Annotated in this window: 26 protein-coding genes and 2 pseudogenes; 13 read left to right on the top strand and 15 right to left on the bottom strand. The window is 68.3% G+C overall.

Translation table 11 applies throughout. The annotated features are described in order from the left end of the window. The 3 genes from ACT53N_RS08990 to ACT53N_RS08980 all read right to left on the bottom strand — a co-directional run bounded on the left by ACT53N_RS08990 (window position 1) and on the right by ACT53N_RS08980 (window position 3,862). Window positions 1–1,173 (bottom strand): carbohydrate porin, encoded by a 1,173-nt coding sequence (locus ACT53N_RS08990; protein ID WP_476063583.1) that lies wholly within the window; start codon window positions 1,171–1,173, stop codon window positions 1–3. A 109-nt stretch (window positions 1,174–1,282) separates the two neighbouring features. Continuing rightward, window positions 1,283–3,169: a methyl-accepting chemotaxis protein gene (locus ACT53N_RS08985; protein ID WP_476063582.1), complete on the bottom strand. Its 1,887-nt coding sequence runs from the start codon at window positions 3,167–3,169 to the stop codon at window positions 1,283–1,285. A 234-nt stretch (window positions 3,170–3,403) separates the two neighbouring features. After that, window positions 3,404–3,862: an Lrp/AsnC family transcriptional regulator gene (locus ACT53N_RS08980; RefSeq protein WP_476063581.1), complete on the bottom strand. Its 459-nt coding sequence runs from the start codon at window positions 3,860–3,862 to the stop codon at window positions 3,404–3,406. Window positions 3,863–3,965: 103 nt separating this feature from the next. Here ACT53N_RS08980 and ACT53N_RS08975 point away from each other — a divergent pair, with 103 nt between their 5' ends. The 3 genes and pseudogenes from ACT53N_RS08975 to ACT53N_RS08965 all read left to right on the top strand — a co-directional run. Further along, on the top strand, window positions 3,966–4,757 hold the full coding sequence (locus ACT53N_RS08975; RefSeq protein WP_476063580.1) for a tryptophan 2,3-dioxygenase: 792 nt from the start codon (window positions 3,966–3,968) through the stop codon (window positions 4,755–4,757). After that, the gene (locus tag ACT53N_RS08970) at window positions 4,733–5,917 is read left to right on the top strand and encodes an aminotransferase class V-fold PLP-dependent enzyme (protein ID WP_476063579.1); all 1,185 of its coding nucleotides are present in this window, start codon (window positions 4,733–4,735) and stop codon (window positions 5,915–5,917) included. Before ACT53N_RS08975 ends, ACT53N_RS08970 begins: the two co-directional genes overlap by 25 nt. Window positions 5,918–5,990: 73 nt before the next feature. Next, window positions 5,991–6,051 (top strand): annotated as a pseudogene (locus ACT53N_RS08965) (hypothetical protein); the annotation flags it as partial. Here the strand turns inward: ACT53N_RS08965 and ACT53N_RS08960 are convergent. Further along, window positions 6,050–6,619 (bottom strand): sigma-70 family RNA polymerase sigma factor, encoded by a 570-nt coding sequence (locus ACT53N_RS08960; RefSeq protein ID WP_476063578.1) that lies wholly within the window; start codon window positions 6,617–6,619, stop codon window positions 6,050–6,052. The pseudogene ACT53N_RS08965 and the gene ACT53N_RS08960 sit on opposite strands and share 2 nt — an antisense overlap. 232 nt (window positions 6,620–6,851) lie before the next feature. Between ACT53N_RS08960 and ACT53N_RS08955 the strand changes: the two genes are divergently transcribed. Further along, on the top strand, window positions 6,852–7,211 hold the full coding sequence (locus ACT53N_RS08955) for a CZB domain-containing protein (protein ID WP_476063577.1): 360 nt from the start codon (window positions 6,852–6,854) through the stop codon (window positions 7,209–7,211). A gap of 5 nt (window positions 7,212–7,216) precedes the next feature. On the opposite strand, the gene uvrC is transcribed toward ACT53N_RS08955, so the two are convergent. From uvrC to ACT53N_RS08940, 3 genes are read right to left on the bottom strand one after another with little or no spacing between them, the layout of a single operon-like run. Next, entirely contained in the window at window positions 7,217–9,136 is a 1,920-nt protein-coding gene (gene uvrC, locus ACT53N_RS08950; protein WP_476063870.1) for an excinuclease ABC subunit UvrC, read from the bottom strand. A 28-nt stretch (window positions 9,137–9,164) separates the two neighbouring features. After that, entirely contained in the window at window positions 9,165–9,443 is a 279-nt protein-coding gene (locus ACT53N_RS08945) for a type II toxin-antitoxin system RelE/ParE family toxin (protein WP_476063576.1), read from the bottom strand. After that, window positions 9,440–9,739, bottom strand: a complete 300-nt coding sequence (locus ACT53N_RS08940; RefSeq protein ID WP_476063575.1) for an antitoxin — start codon at window positions 9,737–9,739, stop codon at window positions 9,440–9,442. Before ACT53N_RS08940 ends, ACT53N_RS08945 begins: the two co-directional genes overlap by 4 nt. A gap of 54 nt (window positions 9,740–9,793) precedes the next feature. Between ACT53N_RS08940 and ACT53N_RS08935 the strand changes: the two genes are divergently transcribed. Beyond that, window positions 9,794–10,414, top strand: coding sequence for a TIGR02466 family protein (locus tag ACT53N_RS08935; RefSeq protein WP_476063574.1), 621 nt, complete (start codon window positions 9,794–9,796; stop codon window positions 10,412–10,414). On the opposite strand, the gene ACT53N_RS08930 is transcribed toward ACT53N_RS08935, so the two are convergent. Continuing rightward, window positions 10,395–10,781, bottom strand: coding sequence for a thiol-disulfide oxidoreductase DCC family protein (locus ACT53N_RS08930; RefSeq protein WP_476063573.1), 387 nt, complete (start codon window positions 10,779–10,781; stop codon window positions 10,395–10,397). The genes ACT53N_RS08935 and ACT53N_RS08930 overlap by 20 nt on opposite strands. A gap of 42 nt (window positions 10,782–10,823) precedes the next feature. Then, window positions 10,824–11,378, bottom strand: a complete 555-nt coding sequence (locus tag ACT53N_RS08925) for a TetR/AcrR family transcriptional regulator (protein ID WP_476063572.1) — start codon at window positions 11,376–11,378, stop codon at window positions 10,824–10,826. Window positions 11,379–11,446: 68 nt separating this feature from the next. On the opposite strand from ACT53N_RS08925, the gene ACT53N_RS08920 reads away from it, so the two are divergent. Next, on the top strand, window positions 11,447–11,863 hold the full coding sequence (locus tag ACT53N_RS08920; protein ID WP_476063571.1) for a hypothetical protein: 417 nt from the start codon (window positions 11,447–11,449) through the stop codon (window positions 11,861–11,863). Beyond that, a complete protein-coding gene (locus tag ACT53N_RS08915; protein WP_476063570.1) occupies window positions 11,860–12,195 on the top strand; it encodes a hypothetical protein in 336 nt (111 codons plus the stop codon). The genes ACT53N_RS08920 and ACT53N_RS08915 overlap by 4 nt, the downstream gene beginning before the upstream one ends. A gap of 4 nt (window positions 12,196–12,199) precedes the next feature. On the opposite strand, the gene ACT53N_RS08910 is transcribed toward ACT53N_RS08915, so the two are convergent. Beyond that, the gene (locus ACT53N_RS08910; protein ID WP_476063569.1) at window positions 12,200–14,599 is read right to left on the bottom strand and encodes a hybrid sensor histidine kinase/response regulator; all 2,400 of its coding nucleotides are present in this window, start codon (window positions 14,597–14,599) and stop codon (window positions 12,200–12,202) included. Between the two features lie 59 nt (window positions 14,600–14,658). Between ACT53N_RS08910 and ACT53N_RS08905 the strand changes: the two genes are divergently transcribed. Both ACT53N_RS08905 and ACT53N_RS08900 read left to right on the top strand, forming a co-directional pair. After that, entirely contained in the window at window positions 14,659–15,138 is a 480-nt protein-coding gene (locus ACT53N_RS08905; protein ID WP_476063568.1) for a Dps family protein, read from the top strand. 9 nt (window positions 15,139–15,147) lie between these two features. Further along, on the top strand, window positions 15,148–16,386 hold the full coding sequence (locus ACT53N_RS08900; RefSeq protein WP_476063567.1) for a cell wall hydrolase: 1,239 nt from the start codon (window positions 15,148–15,150) through the stop codon (window positions 16,384–16,386). A gap of 106 nt (window positions 16,387–16,492) precedes the next feature. On the opposite strand, the gene trxB is transcribed toward ACT53N_RS08900, so the two are convergent. Continuing rightward, window positions 16,493–17,500, bottom strand: coding sequence for a thioredoxin-disulfide reductase (gene trxB, locus ACT53N_RS08895; RefSeq protein WP_476063566.1), 1,008 nt, complete (start codon window positions 17,498–17,500; stop codon window positions 16,493–16,495). A 60-nt stretch (window positions 17,501–17,560) separates the two neighbouring features. On the opposite strand from trxB, the gene ACT53N_RS08890 reads away from it, so the two are divergent. From ACT53N_RS08890 to pseI, 3 genes are all read left to right on the top strand, one after another. Continuing rightward, window positions 17,561–17,749 carry a hypothetical protein gene (locus tag ACT53N_RS08890; RefSeq protein WP_476063565.1) on the top strand — a complete coding sequence of 63 codons (189 nt, stop codon included), beginning with the start codon at window positions 17,561–17,563 and terminating at the stop codon, window positions 17,747–17,749. A 24-nt stretch (window positions 17,750–17,773) separates the two neighbouring features. Further along, on the top strand, window positions 17,774–18,028 hold the full coding sequence (locus ACT53N_RS08885) for a hypothetical protein (RefSeq protein ID WP_476063564.1): 255 nt from the start codon (window positions 17,774–17,776) through the stop codon (window positions 18,026–18,028). Between the two features lie 73 nt (window positions 18,029–18,101). Continuing rightward, entirely contained in the window at window positions 18,102–19,154 is a 1,053-nt protein-coding gene (pseI, locus tag ACT53N_RS08880; protein ID WP_476063563.1) for a pseudaminic acid synthase, read from the top strand. A gap of 154 nt (window positions 19,155–19,308) precedes the next feature. Here pseI and ACT53N_RS08875 read toward each other — a convergent pair whose 3' ends face one another. Continuing rightward, on the bottom strand, window positions 19,309–20,160 hold the full coding sequence (locus ACT53N_RS08875) for an SDR family NAD(P)-dependent oxidoreductase (RefSeq protein ID WP_476063562.1): 852 nt from the start codon (window positions 20,158–20,160) through the stop codon (window positions 19,309–19,311). 88 nt (window positions 20,161–20,248) lie between these two features. On the opposite strand from ACT53N_RS08875, the pseudogene ACT53N_RS08870 reads away from it, so the two are divergent. Further along, window positions 20,249–20,362: pseudogene (locus tag ACT53N_RS08870) on the top strand (hypothetical protein); the annotation flags it as partial. Here the strand turns inward: ACT53N_RS08870 and ACT53N_RS08865 are convergent. From ACT53N_RS08865 to ACT53N_RS08855, 3 genes are read right to left on the bottom strand one after another with little or no spacing between them, the layout of a single operon-like run. After that, on the bottom strand, window positions 20,360–21,067 hold the full coding sequence (locus tag ACT53N_RS08865) for a WbqC family protein (RefSeq protein WP_476063561.1): 708 nt from the start codon (window positions 21,065–21,067) through the stop codon (window positions 20,360–20,362). The pseudogene ACT53N_RS08870 and the gene ACT53N_RS08865 overlap by 3 nt on opposite strands. After that, a complete protein-coding gene (locus ACT53N_RS08860; RefSeq protein WP_476063560.1) occupies window positions 21,064–22,329 on the bottom strand; it encodes a flagellin modification protein FlmF in 1,266 nt (421 codons plus the stop codon). The genes ACT53N_RS08865 and ACT53N_RS08860 overlap by 4 nt, the downstream gene beginning before the upstream one ends. After that, complete coding sequence (locus ACT53N_RS08855) at window positions 22,326–22,973, bottom strand: class I SAM-dependent methyltransferase (RefSeq protein WP_476063559.1); 648 nt, start codon at window positions 22,971–22,973, stop codon at window positions 22,326–22,328. The genes ACT53N_RS08860 and ACT53N_RS08855 overlap by 4 nt, the downstream gene beginning before the upstream one ends. Window positions 22,974–23,151 lie beyond the last annotated feature (178 nt).

Raw genomic sequence — 23,151 nt, 5'->3', positions numbered from 1 at the left:
CTAGAAGCCGACCTTCACCCGCAAGGTGGCGACCACGGCGTTGCGCGCGTCGCGGTTTCCGGCGGGACGGATCACGTATTGCAGGTCGGGCTGCAGGGTGATCGGGCCGAAGGTGTCGGCGTAGGTGGCCTCCAGGGCCGTCTCGGTGCGGCTGGTGTTGAGGCCCGCGTCCCAGCCGTTGGCGCGTTCGCGGCGCGACAGGAACGCCTGGTTAATCCCGAACGAGGCCTGGCTCGCCGGGCGGCTGGCGACCGGCTGCTCGATCAGGACGCCCGCCTGCCACCCGCCCCGGAAGGGGCTGGTCAGGCCGTCGGAAATCCCGCCGCGCGCAAAGGCGGTGATGCGGCCCGGCTCGTCCTCGCCGCCCTTGATCCGGCGCTCGGCCAGGGCGTAGGCGCCGTAGGCGCGGCGCTGGACGGGATCGCCCGAGGCGGTCACGTCGCGCCAGTCGTCCTGACGCTTGGAATAGGCCCAGCCGCCGACGGCGACCTTGCCGGCGCCGCTCCAGCCAGCCTCGCCGATGGCCAGAACGCCGTGATCGAAGCTGAAGTCCGCGCCGCCCGGATCGCCGGGCACGCCGGCGTGGGCGTTGATCACCGCGCCCTGGACATAGCCGCCGCTTTCCGTCGTCCAGCGCAGGCGCGCCGACAGGGCGGTGGAGGGGAAGATTGAGGGACCATTGGGTCCCGTCGCGGCTAGCTCCGAGCCGATGCCGAAGGCGGGCGCGATCAGCAGACCGGCGCTTTCATTGGCGTAGAACTCGCTGTTGACGTCGTAGAGGCCGACCAGGGCCGAGCCCTTGCCCGCGCCGAAGCTCTGCTCGACGAAGGCCTCGAACAGACGGGCGCGTTGCTTGGAGACCTCGATGTTGTCGACACCTTGCAGCGTGCCGGCGTCGTCATTCGGCGTTCCGCCCGCGTTGTTAAGGCCTGAGACGTGCAGGGTCGCGCCGGTCCAGCCGAGGGCCTTTTCCAGGTCGATGTCGGCCGAGATCTTGAGGTTGTCGAGAACCCGCGCCTTGTGGGCTGTCCCGCCGCGCACGACGCCGGCCACGTCGGCCATGTAGTCGAGCTTCAGGGTCACGGCCTCGCCGGCCAGGCTGGGCGTCGCGGCGCCCACCAGTGCGGTGACGGCAAGGGCTCGGGCGGTCGCCAGGCGGCGGGAGTTCTTCACGTTCGGTCCTTGGATTCTTCTGAATCTGTGTTGGACCTCAGTGTCTCAAGCTTAGCCTTATTTCAGGTTAAAGCGCTGATTTATATATCCTTTACCTCCCCGATGCGGGTCAGGCCGCGCGCGCCTGGGCGCGATCGGTCTCCAGGCGGAACTCGCCGACGCGGCCGGCCAAGTCCATCGCCTCGCCGCGCAGCGAGTGCGTGGCGGCGGTGGTCTGCTCGACCATGGCCGCGTTCTGCTGGGTGACCTGGTCCATATGGTTGACGGCGGTGTTGACCTGGCGAAGGCCCACGGCCTGCTCTTCGGACGAGCGGGCGATGTCGTTGACCAGGCTGTGCACGCGCAGCACCTCGTCGACGATGCGGGTCAGGGTCTCGCCGGTCTGGCCGACCAGTTCGACGCCGGCGTTCACCTGGGCGCCCGACTCAGCGATCAGGGTCTTGATCTCCTTGGCCGCGTCGGCCGAGCGCTGGGCCAGGGCGCGGACTTCCATGGCGACCACGGCGAAGCCGCGACCGGCCTCGCCCGCGCGCGCGGCCTCGACCCCGGCGTTCAGCGCCAGGAGGTTGGTCTGGAAGGCGATCTCGTCGATCACGCCGATGATCTGGCCGATCTTGTCCGAGGACTGCTGGATGGCGCTCATCGCGGTCACGGCGCGTTCGACCACGGCGCCTGAGGTCTCGGCCTGGGCCTTGGCCTGGGTGACCACGGCGGCGGCCTCGCGGGCGCCGTCATTGGCGCGGGCGACGGTCGAGGCGATCTGGTCCAGGGCCGCGGCGGTTTCTTCCAGGCTGGCGGCCTGCTGCTCGGTGCGGCGCGACAGGTCGTCGGCCGCCGAGGCGATTTCCTCGGAGCTGGCGCGCATGTTGCGGGCGCCGTGGGCGATGGCCGCCAGGGTCCCGGACAGGCGGGCGATGGCGGCGTTGAAGTCGGTCCGCAGCGCCTCGTAGTCGCCGGGGAAGGGGGTCTTGATCGCGGCGGTCAGGTCGCCCTCGGACAGGCGGCCCAGGGCGGCGGCCAGTTCGCTGACCACGGCCTGGCGCTCGGCGTCCGCGCGACGACGCTCCTGCTCGTTGGCGCGGCGCTCGTCGTCGGCGGCGTCGCGCGCGGCCTCTTGCTCGACGCGCGACTGGCGACGCTCCAGGGCGGCGTTGCGGAAAATCACGATGGTGCGCGCCATCGCCCCCAGCTCATCCTTGCGATGGCGGAAGGGGGGCTCTTGCTCATAGTCCCCTTCGGCCAGGCGGCCCATATAGGCGCCGATCCGCGACAGCGGCTGAAGCAGGCGGGTGCGGGTCAGCAGGATCGCGCCGGCGCCGATGACGCAGGCGATCAAGGCGACGACGACGCCCAGGCCGATGGCGATGTTCTGCTCGTTGCGGAGCCGCTTTTCGATCACGAGATTCTCGGCGTCCTGGGTCTTTTCCAGGCGTGCGATCGCCGTGCGGGCGGCGTCCATCTTGCCGGCCAGGGTTTCGCTGGTGGCGTCGAATTCGCCCATGATGGCGTTACCGGCGTCGGTGCCGTTGTCGACATAGGCGCGCGCCATCTTCTGGCCGGTGCCATAGTAGGCCGGGAACGCGACCTGGACCTCGCCCAACGCCTGCTTCAGTTCGCTGGCCCCCAGTTCGTCGGCCAGCACGCCGGCGCGCGCGACATCCCTCTTGAACTCGTCGGCGTTGCTCGCCGCTTCGCTCCAGCCGTCATCCAGCCCGTTCAGGCCGCGCGTCGCCGAGACGTCAGTGAGGAACTGTTGAACCTGGACGATTTCGAGCTGGATCTGCTTGGCCAGGACCGACAGCTCCAGCATCTGGGCGCTGATCCGGTCGTCGCGCGCCGCCTCGGCGACCCGGGCCCGGCGCTGCATCTCCATGGCCCCGGTGGCGCCCAGCGCCGCCAGCACGCAGAAGGCGCTCAAGCCCCCGATCATCAAGGTGATGAAGCGTTCGAGCTTGCGAGACGAAAACGTTTGCGTCTCGAGATTGTCGGCGGACATAGCTGGCGTGACCCGGATTTAGTCAGATTTCTTGTTATCCGACACGATATCGGCGCGCGGCGTTAAGGAGCCCATAACGGCGCTGAGGCAGGAAAACTCAAAATAGGGACGGCTGCGGGCGGCGAGTCTTTATTGATGCGCATCAAATACTGCGGGGCGTAGGTATATATTCCTCATTGTATTTGCGTCTCGTTCGCGACTTGTCAGTGAAAAATGGGCTGAAACATTCCCCGGTCACAGCCCGGCGGTGACCAGACCGCCCTCCTTGATCGCCTTCATGCAGACGGTGGTGGTGTAGCGCTGCACGCCGGGCATCTGGCTCAACTCCTTGCGCAGCAGGTGGTCGAGGTCCTCGACATCGGCAGCGACGATCCGCAGCAGGTAGTCGCCGGCCCCGGCCGTGGAGTGACAGTCGGTGATCGCCGGATGGCGCAGCACGGCGGCCTCGAAGGCCTCGTAGCGGGCGAACTCAACGGTCGCGAGGGCATAGACCGTCAGCCCCTTGCCCAGCGCCTTGGCGTCGAGGCGGGCGTGGTAGCCGGTGATGACGCCCTGCTTCTCCAGCGCCTGCACGCGCGACCAGCAAGGCGACTTCGATAGACCCACGCGCTCGGCCAGGGCGGCGAACGAGATGCGGGCGTCGGCCTCCAGGATGCGGAGGATGGAGAGATCCATACGGCTGAGCGCGGTCATCGTTCTGCAAATCTCCACAAAATCAGAACGATATTCTAGCGGCCTCGACGCCTGCCGCGCAAACCAGAACAATGTGCGCCCAAACGCCGCCTAAGGTCGCTCCATGGCGCAAGACATGACCTACGCGCGATATCTCGCGCTCGACGAACTGCTCTCGGCCCAGAAGCCCCTGAGCGACCGGCACGACGAACTGTTGTTCATCGTCATCCACCAGACCAAGGAGCTGTGGCTCAAGGAGATCCTCCACGAGGTCGCCCTGGCCATGAAGCTGATCGCGGGCGGCGATGTCGAGCCGGCCTATAAGGCTCTGGCGCGGGTCTCGCGGATCCAGACGGTGATGACCCTGTCGTGGGACATCCTGGCCACGATGACGCCCGCCGACTATCTCAGCTTCCGCGATGACCTGGGAACCAGCTCCGGCTTCCAGTCGCACCAGTTCCGGGCGCTGGAATACCTGTTGGGTCTGAAGGACCAGAGCTTCCTGAAGTTCCACGCCGAGCGGCCCGAGGCCCTGGCCATGCTCAAGGCGGCGCTGGAGTCGCCCAGCCTGTACGACGTGGCCATCGCCCAGCTGCCGCGCCATGGCCTGAGCGTGCCCGACGCCGCCTTGCACCGCGACTTCAGCCAGACCTATGTTCCCTCGCCCGAGGTCGAGGCTGCGTGGCTGGAGGTCTATCGCGACCCCAAGCGCTATTGGGAGCTCTATCAATTGGCCGAGAAGCTCGTTGATCTGGACGACGCCCTGGTCACCTGGCGCCACAAGCACGTGCTGACCGTCGAGCGGATCATCGGCGGGCGGCCCGGCACCGGCGGCACTGACGGCGTCGGCTATCTGGCTAGCACGCTTCGCCGCCGCGCCTTCCCCGAGCTGTGGTCGCTGAGGACCAAGCTTTAATGGCCGCGCGCAAGGATCTGTTCTCGCGCGCCCTGTCTGCGGCGCCCGGCCGCCTGCACATGGCCGCCCACAGCCACCACCTCTGGCCCGACGCCACCCTGGTCGGTCAGATGGAGGCCTGGGAGGACGCCGCCGTCCTGGCCGACCACAAGTGGGACAAGGCGCTGGGCCAGGTCTATCCTGCGGCCCAAGCCCTGGTGGCGCGCGAGCTGAACCTGCCGTCTAGCGACACGGTCGTCTTTGCGCCCAACACCCATCTGCTGCTGGCGACGCTCGTCTCGGCGATCGACCGCCCGCGTCCGTTGCGCGTGCTGTCCACCAATGGCGAGTTCCACTCGTTCCGCCGCCAGGCCCAGCGCTGGGTCGAGTCCGGCGAAATCACGCTGACCCTGATCGACGCCGAAGAGCCCGATTTCGCCGAGCAGTTCCTGACCGCCGCGCGGACTGGCCAGCATGACCTGATCTTCGTCAGTCACGTGTTCTTCAAGACCGGGTTCGTCTTCGATCGGGTCTGGGAGTTGGCGGACTTGGCGCGCCCGAACGGGCCGTGGGTCGTGGTCGACGGCTATCACGGCTTCCGTGCGATCCCCACCGACCTCTCGGCGGTGGCGGACCGGCTGTTCTACGTCTCGGGCGGCTACAAGTACGCGATGGCCGGGGAGGGCGCGGCGTTCCTGCACGCCCCGCCCGGCTTTGGCCCGCGCCCGGTGCTGACCGGCTGGTACGCCGAGTTCGGCGACCTGGAAGGTCCGCCCGGTGGGGTCGGCTATGTCAGCGACGCCGGCCGGTTCATGGGGGCGACCTTCGACCCTTCGGGCCTTTACCGGTTTGTCGCCGCAGGACGGATGCTGGAGGCCGAGGGCCTGACCACGGCGGCCGTCGCCGCCCACGCGCGGGCGCTGCAGGTGAGCTTGCTGGAGAAGATCTCAGCGGGGGAGGCCGGACCTTTGGGCCTAGCAGTCGTGCTGAACCCGCCGGGCAACGGCCCTCAGGCCCGCTTCCTGGCCCTTCGCCATCCCGCCGCCAACGCGTGGAAACACGCCTTGGCCGACCAGGGCGTGGTGGTCGACGTGCGCGACGACGTGCTGCGGGTGGGGTTGTCCGTGTACCACGACGAGGCGGATATCGCTGCGTTCTGCGAGGTGTGTGCAGGGCTGTAAGGACGCCCCCTCCGTCACGTCGCGTATCCACGCCGCGACAACTCCCCCGCTTCGCGAGGGAGGAGGAAGCACAATCCTCCCCCGTGAAACGGGGGAGGGGGACCGCGAAGCGGTGGAGGGGGCGCTAGGCCCTCAAGCCGCCAGCTGTTCCAGCGTGCGCAGCATCGAGGCCATGGCTTCGCCGGCGGGCTTGCCGTCGCGGACGTAGTCGCCGGTCTCGAACAGGTTGACCAGCTCGGCGCGGGCGCGGCTGACGCGGCTCTTCACCGTGCCGACGGCGACGCCGATCATCTCGGCGGCCTCTTCATACGAGAACCCGCCGGCCCCGATCAGGATCAGCGCCTCGCGCTGGTTCTCGGGCAGCATCATCATCGCCTGGCGCAGATCATCCAGGGCGATGGCGCCGTCAAAGTTCGTGTTGGCGACCAGAGTGCGCTCGGCCATCTCCTGGTCCAGCGCCACCGAGCGCCAGCTGCGGCGCTTGTCGGAGTAGAACTGGTTGCGCAGGATCATGAAGGTCCAGGCCTTCATGTTGGTGCCCATGGTGAAGCTCTTGCGGCTCGCCCAGGCCTTGGCCACGGCCTCCTGCGCCAGATCGTCGGCGGCGGCCGCATTACCGCACAGCGACCGCGCGAACGCGCGCAGGTGCGGGATCAGAGCGACCAGGTCGCGCTCGAAAGTCTTCTGGGTCTGCAGGTCCATGGGGGCCTCCCTCGACAATAACTCGACCTTTAAAACGAGCCGGAGCTGGGGAGGTTCCACAGGCGAACGGTGGTTTATGACGGGGCTGACCGGCTCGGGCGATCGCTGATGGAGCGCGCCCCCAAATCGGGGGAAAACGGCCTCAGACTGTGGATAGGCGGCGGGTGCGGAAACGGTTCGGAAACCAAGGTGCGCGACATATCGCCCCATGTTTGAACCGGAAGGTTTGGCCATGGATTTCCTGGAACACGCACACCAACACACCCTGATCCGCGAGACGCTCGGCGCGGCGATTTCCGAGCAGCGGGCGATCGATGTCCGCGAACTGAAGTCCGACCGGCTGTGCGCGACCGGCTGCTGGCTGCACGGCGAGGGCTCGCGTCGCTGGGCGGGGAACCACGCGTTCCTCAACCTGCTGGAAGCCCACCGCGAGTTCCACCTGCGGGCGGCCGAGGTGGCCGAACTGGCCCAGCGCGGCGCCACGGTCGAGGCCCAGCGCGCCCTGCGCAACGGCACGCCCTTCGCCCACGCCCTGGCGGACCTCAACGCCGCGTTCCGCCGCATGAAGGCGGCCGCGACGGTGGCGGCCTGAGGGCTTTAGCCCTTCCTGAAAAACCCGAAGATCCGCTCGGCCAGGGCCTGGCTGACGCCGTCGACCTTGACGAGGTCCTCGACGCTGGCGCGACTGACGCCCTTGGCTGAGCCGAAGGCGTGCAGCAGGGCTTTCTTGCGGCCCGGACCCACGCCCTCGATCTCGTCGAGGGGGTTCTTTTTCAGATCCATGCTGCGGCGGGTGCGGTGGGCGCCGATCGCAAAGCGGTGGGCCTCGTCGCGCAGGCGCTGCAGGTAATACAGAACCGGCGACTTGGGCTCGAGCATGAACGGCGGCTGGCCGGGCAGGAAGAACCGCTCCAGCCCCGCGTCGCGGTCGGGCCCCTTGGCGACGCCCACGACGGCGATGTCGTCGACGCCAAGGTCGGCCATGATCTCCAGCGCCGCGTCCAGCTGGCCCTTGCCGCCGTCGACCAGCACCAGGTCGGGCCGGTTGGCGTCGTCGCCCTCTTCCTCTTCCTTGACGAGGCGCGCGAAGCGGCGCTTTAGCACCTCCTTCATCATGCCGTAGTCGTCGCCGGGGGTGAGCTCGGTCGAGCGGATGTTGAACTTGCGGTACTGGCCCTTCATGAAGCCTTCGGGACCGGCCACGATCATGCCGCCGACGGCGTTCGTGCCCTGGATGTGGCTGTTGTCATAGACCTCGATCCGCTCCGGCGGCGCGTCCAGCTTGAAGGCCTCGGCCACGCCGGCCAGCAGCTTGGTCTGGGCCGAGCCTTCGGCCATCTTGCGGCCCAGCGCCTCCTTGGCGTTGGTCAGGGCGTGCTGGACCAGATCGGCCTTCTCGCCGCGCTTGGGCACGCTGATCTCGACCTTGCGACCGCTCTTCAGCGCGAAGGCTTCGGACAGGAGTTCGGCTTCGGCCGGCTGGACATTGGCCAGGATCAGGCGCGGGATCGGCTTATCGTCGTAGAACTGGCCCAGGAACGCGGTGATGATCCGCTGCTCCTCGGTGATCGTCTCGTCCTCGGACTCGTCGGCGTTTCCGGTGATGCGGGGGAAGTAGGCCCGGTTGCCCCAGTTCTGGCCGGCGCGGAAGAAGAACACCTGCACGCAGGCCTGGCCGCCCTCGACGTGCAGGGCCACGACGTCGGCCTCCTCCACCGTCTCGGGGTTGATCTGGGTTTCCTGGGCCACGGCCGAGAGCGCGCGGATACGATCGCGCAGGCGGGCGGCGCGCTCGAACTCCAGGTCCTCGGCGGCCTCTTCCATCTGCTTGGCCATGCTGGCCATGACGGCGCGGGACTTGCCGCGCAGGAAGGCCTCGGCCTGGTCCACCAGGGCCTGGTAGTCGTCCTTGCCGATCAGGCCGGTGCAGGGCGCCGCGCAGCGCTTGATCTGGTAGAGCATGCAGGGCCGGTCGCGGCTGTCGTAGACGCTGTCGCTGCACGAGCGGAGCAGGAAGGCCTTCTGCAGGGTGTTGAGCGTGCGGTTAACCGCCCAGGCGCTGGCGAACGGTCCGAAATAGTCGCCTTTGATGGTGTGGGCGCCGCGGTGCTTGCGCAGCTGCGGGGCGTCGTGGTCGCGGCGGATGACGATCTCGGGAAAGCTCTTGTCGTCGCGCAGCAGCACGTTGAAGCGCGGCTTCAGCGACTTGATCAGGTTGATCTCGAGCAGAAGCGCGTCGGCTTCGGTGCGGGTGGTGACAAACTCCATCGACCGCGTGGCGTCGACCATGTGGGCGATGCGGTTGGTGTGGAAGCGACCCTGGGCGTACTGCACCACGCGCTTCTTCAGGCTTTTGGCCTTGCCGACATAGAGCACCTCGTCGCCCTCGCCGATCATGCGATAGACGCCCGGCGCGTCGGGCAGGCGCGTGACCTCGTCCTTGATCAGGGCGGCGCCGGTCAGGACGGGCGCTGGGCAGGAGGCGTCGGTGTCGGGGGCGGAGGGGGTATCGGTCACAGGGCAGATATAGGCGAGTCCGCCGCGTTCAGCGACGTTCCAGGCTGTGGAAGACGCGGGCGATGACGACACGGTCGTCTTCAACGAAGTACTGCAAGACGTAGCCGGCTGAGCCGAACCTGATAGGAAGTTCGCGGATCCCGGCGCCAGTAAGATGACCCCGTTCAGGGAAATCGACGAGCGTATAGGCCGCCGCCACGATGGCCTGGTTCGCACGTCTGGACGCGCTCGGCGATCTCACAGCCAACCATCGTCGCAAGTACTGGATATCATTCTGGGCCTGCGTCGAGATTTCGACGCGCTTCATTTCGCTTCGCGGGGCCTTGGCTCGGGCGGGGGTAGTTCGTTCTCCGTGTCCCAGGACTCCACCCAGCGTTTGACATCGTCCAGCGGGATACCTCCGTCTCGCAAGGTCTCATCGGCGATCCGCCGAACCTCCTCCCAATGCGCTTCGTTGTCCTCGAAGCCGGGTCTTTCGACGAAATGGTCTTCCAGAAGCGTCTCGGCATAGGCCTCCACGCTCTTGCCCGCCGCCTTAGCGCGGGCGCGCAGGCTCGCTGTAAGGGGCGCGCTGATCTTAAGGGTCAGTCCATCATCAGCCATGTTCTGACTATGTTCTCTTCGTGCTCCGCCGTCAATCGCGCTATGACCCCGCCCATGACCCCACGCAGCCTCTTCGTCACCCCGCTCTATGAAGCCACCCTCGCTGGCGAGAAGGGCTTTGACGCCTTCATCGACGACCTGCACGACGCCTGCGTCGCCATCGCCGAGGAGGACGAGGCCGGTCAGGCCTGGGCCTACAACAAGGGCTATCTGGGCTACACCTCCTACGCCTCGCTGAACGACCTGCCGCTGCGCGACAGCCTGTTCGCCGAGCTGAAGAAGAAGCTCGACAAGCACGCGGCCGCCTTCGCCAAGGACCTGTGCTTCGATCTGGGCGCCGGCAAGCTGGTGATGGACAGCTTCTGGATCAACATCCTGGAGCCGGGCGGCCAGCACACCGGCCACATCCACCCGCACAGCGTCATCTCCGGTACGGTCTATGTGACCATCCCGCCGGGCGCCTCGGCCATCAAGTTCGAGGATCCTCGCCTGCCGATGATGATGGCCGCGCCGACCCGCGGGGCCGAGGCGCCCGAGGGCCTGCAGCCGTTCGTCTATGTCCAGCCGACGCCGGGCGCGATCCTGATGTGGGAGAGCTGGCTGCGCCACGAGGTGACGCCCAACCAGGCCGACGAGCAGCGGATCAGCGTCAGCTTCAACTACGCCTGGCGCTAGACCCCGCCACCAGACGCTGCAGGCGCGGTCGCACCCGCAGGAAGCGGACGTACAGGGCTTCCAGGATCTTCAGCGCCCACGGCGCGCGGGCGATCTGTCCGAAGGGGCGCAGCACCGGGATGGCGCGCCACATGGCGGCGAAGGCCGCCGCGCCGGACAGCAACTGGTCGTCCTCGCGAGCGTGGAAGCGGGCCAGCAGCTCGCCGCGATCGATGGGGCAGGTGGTCTCGCCGTCCGTGACGTCCAGGAACTGGATCGCGCCCCGGCGATCGAGGCGCTTCATCAGGGCGATCTCGCGCAGGCACAGCGGGCAAGCGCCGTCGAACCAGACGGTCAGGCGCGGGTCGTGGGCGGTGGCTGCGGTCATGACCTGGATATGGGCCCGCGCGCGGCGAGGCGAAAGCCGCCTCTACCCCAGACTCGCCGCCTCTAGCGCCGCCACGGCGCGCTGCACCCGGTCCTCGCCGCCGCACACCTCCAGCAGGGCCAGACCGTCGATCAGCGCCAGGATCGTCGCGGCCGCGCCGGGCGGGTCGGCGACGAGGGCTGGATCCAGCCGCGCCTCGATCCAGGCCAGGAACCCTTCGCCGATCTGGCGGGCGATATCGGCGAACGGCGGCTCCTGGCGCGCGGCGGCCGCGATGGCCTCGATCCACAGGCGCATGAACGGCCGGAAGACCGGGTCCACCACCAGCCGGGCGGCGCGCGCGGTCAGAGCCGCCTGCGAAAGGCGTTGGTCGGCGGGCAAGGCGGTCTCCAGCCGCGCGGCCATGCCGCCGGCCAGGCTCTGCATGGCCAAGGCCAGGACCTCGGTCTTGTCGGCGAAATAGTACAGCAGCATGCGGTCGCTGACCCCGGCCGCCGCCGCCAGCTGCCGTAGGCTGGCCTGAGACAGGCCGGTGGCCAGCAGGTGCTCGGCCAGGGACTTGATCACCCGGTCCCGCTGATCGTCGCGAACGTTCATGCCGCCTTTCCGGTTGTAGCGACTGCTACAATGCGCTAGTCATGTAGCAATCGCTACATGAGGGTCTCATGCCTCAGTCCGTGTACGCCATTCTGCCCGCCAGCGCAGCCCTCGGCTTGCTGCTCGCCCTTGTAGTCATGGCCGCCAAGCCGAACCTGGGCCCGCGCGCCTGGATCGTTCCGGCGATCCTTTCGACCCTGTTCTTCGCCCTGACCGTCGATGTCGTCGCCAAGGCCGGACCGCTCGGCTTCTGGAATGAGCACCTGCGCGGGCCGTGGGGGGCGCAGATCTGGTGCGATCTCCTGCTCGCGGCAGGAGTCGCCACCGCGTTGCTGTTACCGCGCGCTCGCGCCGTGGGCATGCGGCCAATCCCCTGGATGCTGGCCGTGCTGGCCAGCGGCTCGATCGGCCTCTTGGCCATGACCGCCCGCTGCCTGTTCCTGGAAGCCCGCCTGATCACCCCGTCGAAGGAGAGCGCCCGATGATCCCGTTCCGCCTGTTTCTGCTGGCCTGCCTGGTCGTCATTGTCGGTTACACCAGCGTCACCATCGCCAACCACGGCTGGAACCTCCTGCCGATCTTCTTCGGCGACATGGCGGCCATGGGCTGGCCCGGACAGTTCAACCTGGACTTCTTCTGTTTCCTGCTGCTGTCGGGCCTGTGGGTTTCGTGGCGCGGACGGTTCCGTCCTGCGGCGCTGGGCCTGGGCGTGCTGGCGGTCTTCGGCGGGATGCTATTCCTGTCGATCTATCTGCTGATCGCTTTGTCTCGATCGAAGGGCGAGATCCGCCAGGTGCTGCTGGGCGACCGCGCCTGAACCGTCAGTGCGGCCGCGCCTGGGCCAGGGCCTGGGCAAGAGTCTCCAGCGAGAACGGCTTGCTGATGAACGGCCAGTCGCCCGCCCGCGCGCGGCTCTGGTCGCCGCCGGTATAGCCCGAGCACAGCACCACCGGGAGGCCCGGGCGCGTGGCGGCCAATTGCTCGGCCAGATCCACGCCGCTCTTGCCGCCGGGCATGATCACGTCGCTCAGCACCAGCTGGATGCCCTCGTCCTGGTCCAGGCGCGAGAGGGCTTCATCGACCCCGCTGGCCCGGACGACTGAGTGTCCGAGGTCATGCAGCATAGCGTCGACCAGCTCGGCGACCTGAGGGTCATCCTCCACCAGCAGCACACGAGACGGCGTCTGGGCGCCGATGTGGTCTATGCGAGGCAGACTTTCACTCGCCGGATCGCCTTCGCTGACCGGCAATAGCAGGGCGACGGTCGCGCCTTGTCCCGGCGTGCTCTCGATCAGCACCGAGCCGCCGCTCTGGCGGGCGAAGCCGTAGACCTGCGACAGGCCCAGCCCCGTGCCTTCGCCTGGCGGCTTGGTGGTGAAGAATGGCTCGACCGCCCGGGCGATCGTCGCGGCGTCCATGCCCGAGCCCGTGTCGCGCACCGCCACGCGCAGATACTGGCCGGGCTCCAGGTCGCCGTCCTGGCGCTCGAGGGTCACCTGCCGGGACTCGATGCTCACCTCGCCGCCGGGCGGCGTGGCGTCGCGAGCGTTGACCACCAGGTTGAGCAGCGCCGCCTCGAACTGACCCGCGTCGATACGGGCGCTGCGAACCCCCGCGCCGAGGCGCAGATGGAAGGTGTAGGCGTCACCCAGCGCGCGCTTGAGCAGGCCCTCGCTTTCGGCGATCAGCCGATCCACGCGGCATACTTCCGGCTTCAGCGGTTGGCGTCGTGCGAAGGCCAAGAGGTGCTGGGTCAGCTTCTCGCCGCGTTTAGCCGCCGCCAGGGCCGCGCCGACCATGCGCTCGCGGCGCCGGGCGTCGTCGGGGTGGCGCTCGACCACGTCCAGGGCGCCGATGATCACCGTCAGAAGGTTGTTGAAGTCGTGGGCGACGCCGCCGGTCAGCTGGCCGATCGCCTCCAGCTTCTGCGACTGCAGCAGCGCCGCTTGAGCCGCATCACGCTCGGCGACCGCTGCGGCGACGCGCTCCTCCAGAAGCTCGTTCATGCCGGTCAGATTGGCCTCAGCCTGCTTGGCCTCGGTGGTGTCGAACGCCATGCCGATGAAACCGGCGAATGCGCCAGAGGGGTCATAGCGGGGTTGGGAGAACGACTTGAGCCAACGCCATTCGCCGTCGGCGCGGCGATAGCGCGCCTCAAGGCTGAACGGCTTGCGCGAGGCCTCTCCGGCGACCTGCTCCTTGAGCAGGCGCGGCAGGTCTTCTGGGAAGATCCGGGTCCGCCAGTCGAGGTTGAGCGCTTCGTCATAGGTAAGGCCGGCGAAGGCGACATAGGCGTTGTTGACGAACTCGCGCACGCCGCCGGGCCGCGTCACCCACATCAGGGCGGGCGCGCTGTCAGCCAGGGTCCGGAACCGCGCTTCGCTTTCGCGCACCTCGGCCTCGGCGCGGCGGCGATTGGTGACATCGAAGTTCAGACCGATCATCCGAACGGGCCGGCCGGTCTCGTCGCGCAGCACCTCGCCCCGCCCGTGCACCCAGCGCTCGCCGTTGCTTGTGTCGGCCAGGCGATACTCGACCTCGTAGTCGGTCAAAGTGTTCAACCCGCCGAACACGACGGTCTCCGTCATCGCCCGGTCGTCGGGATGCACGAAGCGCGGCAGATCGGCCAGGATGATGTCGGCGTTTTCCGGTATGCCCAGGTTTCGTCGGGCGGCCGGAGACAGGTAAAGCTCGCCGGTGGTCAGGTCATAGTCCCACGGGCCCACGCCCGCAGCGGTCTGGGTGACGCGCAGTCTGGCTTCGGCGTTGGCGCGCTGGGCGCGGGCGCTGGCCAGGCCACGCATCGCGGCGCGCAGGCCCTCGGCGACCGCCGCGACCATCGCGCCGCAGATCAGATAGATGACCATGGTCGACAGCTCGTCGCTGTTCAGCGGTTCGCCGTAGCGCCCGCCCCATAGCCACCAGCCGAAGACTGCGCCGGCGAGAGTGGGGATCATGCCCCAGCGCCAGCCCGCGTAGAGCGTGACCAGCATGATGGCCGGGAAGAAGGGTTGGGTCGCCCCGACGCCTCCGCTCAAGCCTAGCAGGCCGATTCGCATCAGGATGGCCATGGCCACGCCGATGATCGCGGCGATCGCGCAAAGCCACGCTGGCGGCGGAACCGGGGGGATGAGCCAGGCGCTAACCAGCGCGTGGATACGTCCTTGGTCGTCGGAGGCGCGGATCGGGTTGTCTTTCTTCTCCATCCCCGCTCCAGGCAAAGATGTCTTGCCAAGAGGATGGACACGCTTACCTAAGACACGCAACACGGGAGATCACCATGGCCGCCGCTTTGAACACTGGGCTGACCGCGAAACAGCGCACCGATATCGCCGCGTCGCTCAACAAGGTGTTGGCCGACAGCTACGCCCTGTATCTGAAGACGCACGGCTATCACTGGAATGTCCGCGGGCCGAACTTCCAGTCGCTGCACGTGCTCCTTGAAGGCCAGTACCAGGAAGAGTGGGCCGCGCTGGACGCCATCGCCGAACGCATCCGCGCCCTGGGCGAACTGGCCCCGCAGGGCTACGCCGCCTTCGGTAACCTCTCCAGCCTCAAGGACGGCGATCCCGAGCAGGACTGGGAAGGCATGATCGGCGAGCTGAAGGCCGACAACGAGACCGTCATCCGCACCCTGCGCGACGCGATGCCGATCGCCGAAGACGCGGGCGACGAAGCGACCGCCGACCTTTTGACCCAGCGGCTGCAGGCGCACGAAAAGCACGCCTGGATGCTGCGCTCCACCCTCGGCGTAAAGTAGCCGTCCCGCGTGCGGGCGGACATTCTGACCCAGCCGCAAGCCTTGAAGGCCGTCACCGCTCTCGGGGTGGTGTGCGGCCTTTCGGCGTGCGCGACCTACTACATCCCCGCGGGCTCCGGCCGCGACGCGGGCCTGATGCGCGTCACCGCCAGTTTCAGCGAGCGGGGCCTCAAGCGCTATGTCGCTAACATGGACCCCGCCATGCTGGCGCTGGCGCGGCGGCACGATCCGCGTCCGCACACCGACTACTGGGGTCGTGTGCCCGGCTGGGAAGTGATCCGCCTGAAGGACATTCCGCGTCTGGGCGATCGAGATCCGGACTTTGAGTCCGCGCGGCTGATCAACGCCTTGCGTCCGACAATCGATGAAGAGCTCGAGGTCGCCAAGCCGTTCGTCCTGACGGGCACGGCTGACGCGCGCGCCCGGGCGCTGCAGTGCCTGACCCAGGCGGTCTATTACGAGGCCGGGTTCGAGCCGGGCGAGGGCCAGATGGCCGTAGCCCAGACGGTGATCAACCGCATGCGCCACCCCGGCTATCCCAAGTCGATCTGCGGGGTGATCTACGAAGGCGCGGCGCGGGCCACGGGCTGCCAGTTCAGCTTCGCCTGTGACGGCTCGCTGGCGCGCGAGCCCGTGCCGGCGATCTGGGCCAACGCCCAGGCGGTGGCCAAGCGCGCTCTGAGCGGCTTTGTGTTCAAGCCGGTGGGCGTGGCCACTCACTACCACGCCGACTACGTCTCGCCGTATTGGGCGCCGACCCTGGTCAAGCTCAAGCAGTTCGGCCAGCACGTTTTCTATCGCTGGACCGGTCCGTCCGGGACCCTTCAGGCCTTCCGGGGCCGCTATTCCGGCAACGAGACGGTCAGCGCCGACATCCTGATGGCGGCCGACCCGCGCACGATGGAAGCCGCTCCGCCCGAGGTGCTGGCGGCCCAGGCGACGCCGACTGTCGCCACGCCGGTCGCAACGGGCGCGGCCGCCCAGATGCTGGGTGTTTCGAACCTCGTCCTGCCGGACGCCAAGCTGGTGGCGGTGCCCGACGCCAATTCGCCGACCGGCGAGCGCGTGACCGTGCAGGGCACGGTGGCCGGCCGCCGGATCCCGACCGCCGACGAGATTGCGCGGATCAACAAGGCGCTGGAGGCCGTCGCTGGTCCCCAGCCTCCGACCGCCGAAGCGCCGCCTGCGCCGCCGCCGCCGCCAAAGCCCAAGCCCCGGCCGCCGAGTTTGTTGAATCCGTTGAATTAAGAAGCGCCCCCTCCGTCACGCGGCGTCGCCGCGCGACACCTCCCCCGCATCGCGGGGGAGGAGGATCGGCGCCATCAGGCGCCGAGACGGAGGGGGCGCTGAACCCTCACCAGACCCCGATCTTGTTGGCCTCTTCGTGGCTGATCGGGTGGTGGGCGGCCTTGTGGTCTTCCTCTGCGAGGAAGCGCACGGCCTCTAGGGCGGCCATGCAGCCCATGCCGGCGGCCGTGACGGCCTGGCGGTAGACGTCGTCGGTGACGTCGCCGGCGGCGTAGACGCCCTCGATCGCGGTCGAGGCCGTGCCGGGCTTGACCTTCAGATAGCCGCCCGGACCCGTTTCCAGCTGACCGGCGAACAGTTCCGACGACGGGGCGTGGCCGATGGCGATGAACACGCCGTCGGCGGCGACGTCACGGGTCTCGCCGGTCTTGACGTTCTTCAGGCGGGCGCCGGTGACGCCCATCGGGTCGGTCTGGCCGAGAACCTCATCGATGACGCTATCCCAGATCACCTCGATCTTCGGATGAGCCAGCAGGCGCTCCTGCAGGATCTTCTCGGCGCGCAGCTCGTCCTTGCGGTGCACCAGCGTGACCTTGCTGGCGAAGCTGGTGAGGAACAGAGCCTCTTCCACGGCGGTGTTGCCGCCGCCGACCACTATGACGTCCTTGTTGCGATAGAAGAAGCCGTCGCAGGTGGCGCAGGCGCTGACGCCAAAGCCCTGGAACTTGCTCTCGCTCGGCAGGCCCAGCCACTTGGCCTGGGCGCCGGTGGCGATGATGATCGTCTCGGCGATCCAGTCCTGGCCGCTGTCGGTCTTCACCGTGAACGGGCGCTTGGACAGATCGACGCTGGTGACGATGTCGCTGACGAACTCGGTGCCGACATGCTCGGCCTGGGCGCGCATCTGGTCCATCAGCCAGGGGCCCTGGATGACGTCGGCGAAGCCCGGATAGTTCTCGACATCGGTCGTGATGGTCAGCTGGCCGCCGGGCTGGATGCCGGCGATCAGCACGGGCTTCAGCAGAGCGCGCGCGGCGTAGATGGCGGCGGTGTAGCCGGCGGGACCCGATCCGATGATCAGGCAGCGGGTCTGGCGAGGGGGGGGCGTAGACATGGGCGGAGATATAGTGTGGATTCTCCGCAGTGGCGACATAAGCCACGGGAGGAAAACCTGATGAAGCTCGGAGTTCTACTGGGCGTGGGTATCGTCGCCCTGTTCGCCGGCCTGGCCAATATCTGGTTCGGCGACGTGCTGGTCGGCCTGGGCCTGGTGACCATGTTTTTGATGGTCGCCGGCTATTCGGCGTGGCAGGGCAAGAAGGAATACGACGCGCGACCGCGCGGCGAGCCGATCACGGAGTAGGTTCGGCGTATCGAGGGGGACGTCATGAAGGCAGGCTTGCCGATCGGCATGGGCGCGGGGATCGCGATTGGTGTCGCCCTGGGCTTGGCGCTGGATAATCTGGCGCTGGGGATTGGCTTGGGCGTCGCCATCGGCGGCGGTCTGGGCGTGACGGCCCACGCGGCGTCGGTGGCGTCTGACAAGAAGGCCAAGAACAACGGCGACGGCGGCGTCGTGGCCGACGGCGGCTCCAGCGATTCTGGCGGCGACTGCAGCGCAGATGGCGGCGGCTGCGATTGACGGCTCGTCCACCTTTGGCGGGTTAAACTGAGGGCAACCACGTTTCCGGGTCCTTCGCCCGAGGAGCACGCCTATGTCCGCGCCCTTCATCGAAATCGCCGGTCGCAAGATCGGCGCTGACCATTCGCCCTATGTGATCTGTGAGCTATCGGGGAACCACAACGGCAGCCTTGAGCGCTGCCTGACCATGGTCGACGCCGCCGCCGACACCGGCTGCGACGCCATCAAGATCCAGACCTACACCGCCGACACCATCACGCTGGACGTCGACCGGCCCGAGTTCAAGATCCACGGCGGCCTGTGGGACGGGCGGACCCTCTACGAGCTCTACGAAGAGGCCCACACCCCGTTCGAGTGGCATGCGGCGATCTTCGAGCGCGCGCGCCAGCGGGGCGTGACGATCTTCTCCAGCCCGTTCGACGAGACGGCCGTCGACCTGCTCGACAGCCTGGGCGCGCCGGCCTTCAAGATCGCCTCGTTCGAGGCTGTCGACCTGCCGCTGATCAAGTACGCCGCCGCCAAGGGCAAGCCGCTGATCATCTCGACGGGCATGGCCAACCTGACCGAGATGCAGACCGCGCTCGATACGGCCCTGACCGCCGGCGCGCCGGGCGTGCTGCTGCTGCACTGCGTGTCGAGCTATCCGGCCACGTTCGCTGACGCCAATGTGCGGACCGTGCCGGACATGGCCGCGCGTTTTGGCTGCCCGATCGGCCTGTCGGACCACACGCCGGGCACGGCCGCCTCGGTGGCGGCGGTCAGCCTGGGCGCCTGCGCGGTCGAAAAGCACTTCACCCTGGCCCGCGCCGACGGCGGCCCCGACGCCGCCTTCAGCCTGGAGCCGGCCGAGTTCAAGGCCCTGGTGGACGACACCAAGAACGCCTGGGCGGCGCTCGGCCGCGCCCACTACGACGTGCTGGGCTCGGAGGCGACGAGCCTGCTCTTCCGCCGCTCGCTGTACGTCACCGCCGACGTCAAGGCGGGCGAGCCGCTGACGCGGGCCAATGTCCGCTCGGTCCGCCCCGGCAACGGCCTGCCGCCCGCCGATCTCGACAAGGTGCTGGCCGGCAAGGCCACCCGCGACCTTTCCCGCGGCGAGCCGCTGGACTGGTCGATGGTGGGGTAGGGGGAGGGCAAGGACGCCCCCTCCGTCTTGGCGCGTCTTCGCGCCAATCCACCTCCCCCGCACGCGGGGGAGGATGCCTGTTCCCCTCCTCCCCCGTGAACGGGGGAGGTGTCGCGCGGCCAGGCCGCGTGACGGAGGGGGCGCTTTGCCGCGCCTAGATCAAGCCCAGCCGCTTGCCCGTGGCCTTGTCGATCGTCCGCTTGGGCAGGATCTCGGTCATCAGCACCTGCATCGGCGAGGGCGAGACCACGTAGCGGACCTTGGGCGCCGGTGCGGTCAGGGCGGTGGCGATGGTCTCGCCGATCCGCTCGGGCGGCAGGCCCGACTTGCCCAGCGACAGCATGAACCCGCGCATACGCTCCAGCGCCCTGGCGTAGGGGGTGTTGGCGTAGCGGGCGACATCGACCTGCTCGGCCTTGTCCCAGATGGGCGTCGCCACCGCGCCCGGCGCCACCACCACCACATCGACCCCGAACGGCAGCAGCTCGCGCCGCAGCGACTCCGAGAAGCCCTCCAGCCCGAACTTGGTCGTGCAGTAGGGGCCCATGAACGGGTTGGCGTTGCGGCCGCCCACCGACGAGATGTTGACGATCCGGCCCGGCTGAGCGACCCGCTCGCCGCCGGCGCCCAAGAGCGGCGCGAAGGCCTGAGTGGCGTTCAGCACCCCGGTCAGATTGACCTCCAGCTGCTGACGGAACTCCTCGACGGGCAGATAGAGCAGCGGCCCAGCCACGGCGATGCCGGCGTTGTTGACGAGCCCCGCCAAGGTCGCCCCGCCCAGCGCCGCCTCGACCTGTTGCGCAGCCGCACGCACCGCCGCCTCGTCGCCGACATCGAAGATCAGCGGGCTGAAGGCCTCGCCGAACTCGGCCTTGAGCCGCTCGCCGTCGGCGGCCTTGCGGACGCTGCCGAAGACTTGAAAGCCCTTGCCAATCAGCACCTTGGTCGCCGCATGGCCGATGCCGGTCGAGACGCCGGTGATCACGACGGATTTTGACTGAGCCATATGCGGTTTCCTCCCCTGTTGCGGGGAAGATGGGCGATCTGAACAGTGTTCGCTAGGGGGCTCCCTCTCCCAAAGGGAGAGGGGCGGGGTGAGGGGGTAAGGCGTCCGACGGAGCGCCGGCATGCCGTCACTCTCGTAACCCCTCACCCTCCCACCGCTTTCGCGGCGGGCCCCTCCCTCTCCCTTTGGGAGAGGGAGTTTATCCCCGCACCAACCGCCGCATCCCGTCCCAGCCGACGTTCATCAGCGCGTCCACGAAGCCCATGTAAGGCGTGAACGGCTCGCGGCCCTGCGGGTACTCCACCATCCGAAACGGCTGGAACCTGGCCGGGAAGCCGGCGGCCTGGAAGACGCCGTCTTCTTCCATGTAGTCGGCCGAGCCCATCGGCGAGACATAGGCGTCAGCCTCGACCGCGCGGCAGATCGCCAGGAGGTGCTCGGATCGCGCGCCGGGGGCCTTCAGGTCGGAGGCGCGCACAAACGCCGGCGTGATCCCCAGCTGCGCCGCCGTGGCTTGCGTGAGGCCGCAGGTCAGGTGCGCGAGGCCGCCGTCGCGTTCGCGGGCGAGCTGCTCGGTGATGAAGGCGAAGCCCTCGGCGAAGAACGGCCGCTTGCCATAGGCGTGGCGGATGGCGGCCAGGTGCTTGTCGCGCCAGGGCTGGCTGTCGTCGATCTGGATCGCGTGGATCGGCGTGTCGCGGTCGTGCTTCTTGACCGGGACGGTCAGCATCAGCTCGCCCTGGGCGGTCAGGATGCGGTTGCGCGACTGCCAGGAGCGGCGGGCGAACTGCACGTCGTCGAGACACACGAACACCGATGCTGCCGCCATCAGCTGGAAATAGCCCAGATACGGCAGATAGGTCGGCTGCATGATCACCGCCGTCCGGGGAGGCGACGCGGCGGTCATCCGGCTCGGGCGGCGGCGGGTGGTGCGGCCGTGTCGCGAGCGCGGCTCAGGGCGGCGTTGACCTCGGCCAGCTTGGCGGCCTTGGCGTAGGGCTCCCAGGCGCCGGGGATGAAGCGCTCGCCAAAGCGCGCGGCAAGTTGGGCGCGCAGGGTCTTGAGCCCCGCGATGGCCTCCAGCGAATGGTAGATCCAGCGCGGCTGGGCGTCGGCGTGGACCATCGGGCCGAGAGTCGCCGCGCCGAAGCCTGACAAAAGGGTGCGCAGCTCGCCCGGCAGGGTCTTCAGGTCGGCTTCGCGCACGCACTCGGCCACAACCAGTTTCGCGCCGCCGCTCTCGTAGAGGTAGGCGCGGAAGGTCGCGCCCTGGGCGGTGAAGTTCTGGACATAGAGGGGGCAGGGGCCGTCGAAGGCCTCAACCTCATAGACGTAGGTGAAGAAGCTCTTCTTCACGAGCGAAGGCGTGGCCAGGCCCATCGGTTTGAACAGCGGCGTCGGGTTTGCGGCCCAGACGATGGTCTCGTCCGGGGTGGTCTCGGCCATCAGCTGTCGGGGTGGGACGAGGCAGTTCAGCTCGACCTTGACGCCCAGCTTGACGAGCGCGGCGTGCAGCCCGTCGAACAGCTTGGCGAAGCCGCCCTCCGGCAGGCTGGCCACCAGGTTGGCGGTGCGGCCCGACAGGGCGCGCGGTATGGCGTAGAGTTCGTCCGTCCACGGATCAGTCGCCTTGGCGCGAGCCAGGGCGGTCAGGTCGGCGGCGGCCGGGAACACCCGGTTGATGGCCATCGGGATCACCGCGTCGCCGTGCACCAGAGCCGGGTCGGCGCCGAGGTGCCAGCGGACATAGTCTTCCAACGTCGCGGCGATTTCGGGCGGATAGGCGGCCAGGCGCGCGGCCAAGCTGTCATCGGCGGGCGCCTTGACCTTGTAGGCCGGACAATCGATCGCCGGGCCGCCGAAGTCCCAGGTGAACACCCGCCGGCCCTCGAAGTCGGCGCTCATCGAGCCGAACCGGTTGTCGAAGGTCTCGAACTTCGCGCCGTGGGCGGTCAGGGTCTGGACGATCGGGTCGGTCTCGCCGCCGAAATAGACGCAGCCGTCGCGCATCTCGCGGCCGTGGATCAGCTTGGGCCGTGCGACGCCGCCGAGGGCCTCGAAGCGCTCCTGCAGGACGATGTCGCGCCAGCCCAGGCGATGGGCCTCGAAGGCCGCGAGCACGCCCGTCAGGCCGCCGCCGATGATCCGAATGCGTTGGGGGCCGCTCACGCCGTCGCGCCCCAGACCACAAGATCGCTGTTGGGCGAGACGAAGACCCCATTCTGGATGTTGTCGAACGACACCTTCAGGGCGGTGGGATCGACGAGGCCTAGCTCGTCGACCAGGCGGCGAACCAGGCCGTCCTCGGTGTAGAACAGATTGAACAGCCCCGCCTCGCCAGTCTCGGGCGTGGCCAGGCGCCAGCCGTTCGGCTCTTCCTCGACGCCCTTGCCGCATCGGAAGTCGTCGATCAGGCGGGTGCGGACAAAGACCTCGGCGCCGGGCGCCAGGCGCGCGCGGGCGGCGGTCAGCACCGCCGTGGCCTGGGCGCTGGTCAGGTAGCAAAGCAGGTTGGGGATCAGCAGCACGTCGATCGGCGTCGCGCCCAGGTCGGGCAGGCCTTTGGAGAGGTCGGCCTCGATCAGGGTCACCGCCTCGCCGAGGTTCCAGCGGCAGTCGGCCAGGGCGGCGGCCGAATAGTCGACATTGGTCAGGTCCCAGCCATAGGCGGCGTAGAGGCTGAGATTATTGCCCGTGCCGCCGCCCAGCTCGACCACCCGGCCGGTGCGCTGGTGCAGGCCGCGCTTGAAGAAATGCCGGGCGATGAACTCGTCCGGATATTTGAGACCGCGAATGTCGGGCAGGGCGCGCATGGTGGCGCGGAGAATCGGGCCGAAGCAGCGAACAACTTGTTAACGATGAGGGCGCGCTGCGAGGCGGGATGTCGCAGGGGATGTTGAGCGCCCCCTCCGTCACGCGGCTGCGCCGCGCGCCACCTCCCCCGCAAGCGGGGCAGGAGGGGCATCCTCCCTCGCGAAGCGGGGGAGGTGG

This window comes from Caulobacter sp. DMC95 (assembly GCF_056313785.1).
The sequence above is the reverse complement of the archived record's forward strand: the minus strand, read 5'-3'. Positions and strand labels throughout refer to the sequence as shown.